General features: G+C 42.6%; 4 protein-coding genes. 2 read left to right on the top strand and 2 right to left on the bottom strand.

Annotation, left to right across the window (positions count from 1 at the left end; genetic code table 11):
• Window positions 1-270 precede the first annotated feature (270 nt).
• Window positions 271-1,044: a hypothetical protein gene (locus tag KDK15_RS10380; RefSeq protein ID WP_257295288.1), complete on the bottom strand. Its 774-nt coding sequence runs from the start codon at window positions 1,042-1,044 to the stop codon at window positions 271-273.
• A 679-nt stretch (window positions 1,045-1,723) separates the two neighbouring features.
• Between KDK15_RS10380 and KDK15_RS10385 the strand changes: the two genes are divergently transcribed.
• Both KDK15_RS10385 and KDK15_RS10390 read left to right on the top strand, forming a co-directional pair.
• Entirely contained in the window at window positions 1,724-2,581 is an 858-nt protein-coding gene (locus KDK15_RS10385) for a hypothetical protein (RefSeq protein WP_257295289.1), read from the top strand.
• Between the two features lie 351 nt (window positions 2,582-2,932).
• A complete protein-coding gene (locus KDK15_RS10390) occupies window positions 2,933-3,772 on the top strand; it encodes a hypothetical protein (protein ID WP_257295290.1) in 840 nt (279 codons plus the stop codon).
• A gap of 75 nt (window positions 3,773-3,847) precedes the next feature.
• On the opposite strand, the gene KDK15_RS10395 is transcribed toward KDK15_RS10390, so the two are convergent.
• Window positions 3,848-4,495 carry a CDP-alcohol phosphatidyltransferase family protein gene (locus KDK15_RS10395; protein ID WP_257295291.1) on the bottom strand — a complete coding sequence of 216 codons (648 nt, stop codon included), beginning with the start codon at window positions 4,493-4,495 and terminating at the stop codon, window positions 3,848-3,850.
• Window positions 4,496-4,654: the final 159 nt, after the last annotated feature.

Genomic DNA, 4,654 nt, shown 5'->3' on the forward strand with positions numbered 1-4,654 from the left:
AGGCACCCTTCGACTCCGCTCAGGGTGAACGGAGAGTGAGTTCTAAATGTCGGAAGAGAGTCTCTCTGTGTAGGTCGGCTCCTTAAGGAGCCGACTTCCGAACCAACCGCCACACATCATGATCTCTGAGTTTCATGGTGGATGGCGGTGGGGCCACGAGTCGGCTCTCAAGCGAACCAACCTACCTCAAGGAGTGTTCTTCAGGGGTTCGCGACAGCCTCGACGCCAGTGTAGAAGAGTCCCTGTTTTCATCATCAGCTGAGGCGTGCTTTAGTAAATGGCACCGACACTTTGAATGCCTTTACTATCCCTTAAGTAATAGGCGATCCATTTCAGTGCTCTTTTTTGCAGGGACCTGAGCGGTCGTCCTGCAATTTCCTCTGCTTCCTCAATCACCTCAAGGTAGCTTTTGCCCAGAAACTGCATCTGATAAGTGCCAATGACCATGCCTGTCCGGTCACTGCCGGCCTGACAGTGAACAAAAATGGCTACAGGCCTGCTGTACTCCTGATTAAGTAATTTGCTGAGCTTGTCTACAAGTCTGTATACATCACCAATAAATGGGAGCTTGAGCATAATGTGGAGAACTGACTTCGGGTAATAATCAGGATTGGAAACGGCACCATAAACCGGATGGTGGATCAGATGCACCAGATCCGGGTTGGTTTGGGTAAATATCTGTTCTTGTTTTAGTAAATGACGTTCACCAAGCTTGCTGATCAACGAAATATCAAAAATATAGATGTCTTCGGGAAGTGGGGCCTGGAGCTTCTCCATACTTCTCTGGTTCATGGTGTCAATAAGCTCTTGATAGGCAAACTGGCCTTTGATAATGGGCATGTTGCCTCGGAACAGGTAGTTTCCGGACACCGGATTATAGTCAACCAGCCGTAGCTTCCGGGGGGAGAATGCCACTTCTTTCGGCTTGGGCCAGGCATCTGCCGACGATAAATCGCCGGGTATGGAGCGTTGTGAGGCAGTGTTGCCCACCGTGGCAAAAGAGAGCAGAACCAGTACTTGGAAAAGCCGTCTGATAATATTCATGATGAACTACATATTGAGTGGAATTCTATATCAGACTGTTTTCTGCGCTGAGAGTTGCAATAAGCCTCTGAATTGAAGAACGCCCCCCCCCCGAAGTAGGTCGGATCGCATGCGAGCCGACTCGTGGCCCCACCGCCATCCCCCATGAAACTCAGAGATCCTGGTGCATGGTGGTTGGTCCGGGTGTTGGCTGCTTTAATAATTCCCTGAATAACTTCCCTTTTTCACCGTCCATTTTGAGTAACTGCCCACGGAGATGCTTGTCAGATGTGCTTACACATTTATTTTTTAAGGAGTGATGGAAATTTTTAAAATATAGACTATTTTAATTTAGTTAGATTTACAGAATTGGCCATTGAGTCAGCTTCCTTGATCTGTGGCTCCTTAAAGATTACAGCTATTTGAGTGTTTTCTATCCGTTCGATTGTGCCAGTTTTGGTAATCCCTTGCGGAGAAAAGGATAAAGCACGCTGTTAGATCCGTTCCACTCCAAAATCCAGGAGCCTGTCGGAACTAAGCGTCCATAGCGAGGATTGCGAGAAGTTGAGGATAAAAATCTCTGATTCTGAGGAGAATTGCGGGGCTATTTGATGAAGAAGTAGGAATTTAAGAGCAATTTATCGCAACCGCTGCAGGACATTCTTAAGTCCGACAGCCACTTGGATATGAAATTTTTAAAATGTATTCAACTACATCACTCAGTACTCAATCTACGGTGGCTTTATCTGGTCGTATTGATGGTTCATCCTTATCCGGTAAGAAAGAATCATTAGAAACAGGAAACAATTCTGGAAGAGTGATTGTCAAAGTAACAAATACTGTTTCAGAAATAACCCTGGCAAAAGCGTATCAGGAAATTGATAAATTACCTACTGACGATTTTGAAAACACAGGAAATAAATTACGGCAAGTCCAAATTATTGATCCAGATAAGTACAATGATTATCTATTTCCATCAACAGTATCATTTGATGCATTTGGTAAACTTTCAGATACAGAGACCTTTGACAAAAAATTTGTTCCGCATACAGATTTAATAAATAAAATGTGTAAAGAGGCCTTGCAGACAATGGGTCGCAAACTCAACTGGAGGAATTATACTGTGGAGGCTCATTGCTTTTTGCTCAGGTATCCATTAACCCGTGAACAAACACAGATACGTAATATGCCATGGCATAGAGATAAATGTACTTTATCCATGTCAACACTTTTATCTCCATATAATCAACACGACAATGGTTTTACTGGTGGAGCATTAAGTTTTGCAAAAGAATTAAATATTTCTGGTGTGCCTGCACGTGCTTTTGGTATTCCTGCAGAAGGTACCATAAAAACATTTAAATACCAAAAACCAGGAGATGGCTTCATTTTTGATGGTATTGATACACTGCATAAACTTGAAGACGTTTATGTATTGAATAAAGAGATGCTCGTAAAACGAGCCGTAGAAAGAAGGCTGCTTACTTGCTTTACCAGGCCATCTGAAGATGATGTAAGATATCTTTCAGTAGTGCTTGGTGAAGAAAATTTAGCTTGAGCATCTAACGAAAAAATCAAGACTTGCCGCAGGCGCAGCTACCTGAATTTGCCGCAAATCAGCATAAAAAGGCTCAAACTGCAAGGTTTCTCCCTAATGTATTTTTTTAAGAGTGATTCGAATTATTTAATATATAGACTATCTTATACTGTCTGGGTTTTAAATAAGAACGCTTAGTCAGATTAATTTATCCTTGGTTCTGAAAAGAATAAAGCTGTTCAAGTGATTGCTTACTGTTTAATTGCTCCAGTTTTTGTAACCCCATGTGGAGAAAGGAATAAAGCAGGCTGTCAGATCGTTCAACTCTAAAATTTTGAATATGATTGTTAAAAACAGAAAGGAATTTTTAATATGTATGCACCTGCATCAATCATTGATACTTCTACTAAGGCTTTAACTGAGTCTCTTGAAAATTTATTCTTATCTTGTAAGAAAAAACCAGTGGAAAAAAGGAGCGAGTCTGGAAGAATAATTGTAAAAATACCAGATGTTGTTTCACAACTAACCTTAGCAAAGGCTAATCAAGAAATTGATGAATTACCTACTTTCGATTTTGAAAACAGAGGAAATAAAATACGAAAGGTCAAATTTATTGATTATGGTTGGTGCCGTGAATACCGATTTCCATCAGAAGTAACATTTGATGAAGATGGTAAACTTACAGATACAGAGAACTTTGACAAAAATTTTGCGCCCCATACAGAGTCAATAAATAAAATGTGTAAAGAGGCCTTGCAAGCAATGGGTCGCAAACTCAACTGGAAAGATTTTACTGTGGAGGCTAGTTGCGGCGTGCTCAGGTATACATTTACCCCTGAACAAACACAGATATGTGATATGCCATGGCATAGGGATGGTTGTAACTTAACTATGACAACACTTTTATCTCCATATATACAACACGACAATGGTTTTACTGGCGGGGAATTAAGTTTTGCACAAGAATCAGAACCTAAAAGTATGATTCCTGTAGGAGGAAGTATCAAAACATTTGCATACGAAACACCAGGAGATGGCATAATCTTTGATGGTATTGAGTTATTGCATAAAGTTAAAAATATGCATGTATTACATGCAGAGAAGCTTGCAGAACAACCCGTAGAAAGAAGGTTGCTTATTTGTCGTACTGAGCCATCTGAAGATCATGTAAGGGAACTTTCAGCAGCGCTTGGTAAAGATAATTTAGCTTGAGCATCCAACGCTTCAGGGTTGCTGCAGATGCAGTTCCCTGAATTTGCCTGAAACAGCATAAAAATGGCTCAATCCCTAAGGTCGCCCGACAGGCTCCTGGTGTTCTTCTTTCTCTGCGTGCTCAATACTGTGGTAACCAGACCAGACTCTGAGAGCCGCGGTTAACATGCATATGGCGGCAAAACCCAGGGCAAGTTGTGGAAAGTAATCAGGCAGCAGACAGAAAAGGACAAACAGCGCAATGGTCTCTGTTCCCTCTGCCAGGCCACCCAGGTAATACAGGGATTTGTGCTTGAAGCGCGGGTCTGACAGCTGATGTTTCTCAGCCATGATGGCATAGGCAAGAAAACTGGCTCCGGTGCCCATAAATGAGAAAATCAGGACGCACGCTGCCACCGCATTGTTTGCCGGTGACGCCAGGGCAAAGCCCATAACAATGGCTGAATAAAAAATAAAATCCAGAGTAATATCCAGAAACCCGCCTGCGTCTGAGGGGCTGCCCAGCCTGGCCAGTATTCCATCAAGACCATCCAGTATTCGGTTACCCAGAATCAGCACTAAAGCCAATGAGTAGAACTCAAAGGCCAGCAAAGGGACTGCCAGCATGCCCATCAGAAAACCGGCAATGGTGACCTGTTCCGGTGTGATGCCACGATGTTTTAACTGCAGCGCCGCTAATCTCAACGGTGGCTGAATAAGTGAGGTTGTCCATTTATCGATCATGTAATATCAGAAGGCAGTGTTGATGAACGGTATAAGGAGCTGTCTTGAAATAACTTCCACATTTCCGATGTTATCCGGTAAACAAAACCCTGCCACGGAGGCATGGAGAAAAGAAAAAATCTTTTCCTCTGTGACTCCGTGGCAAAAAAGAGGAAGTTA

The organism is Endozoicomonas sp. YOMI1, assembly GCF_024606345.1.
Lineage (GTDB): Bacteria > Pseudomonadota > Gammaproteobacteria > Pseudomonadales > Endozoicomonadaceae > Endozoicomonas.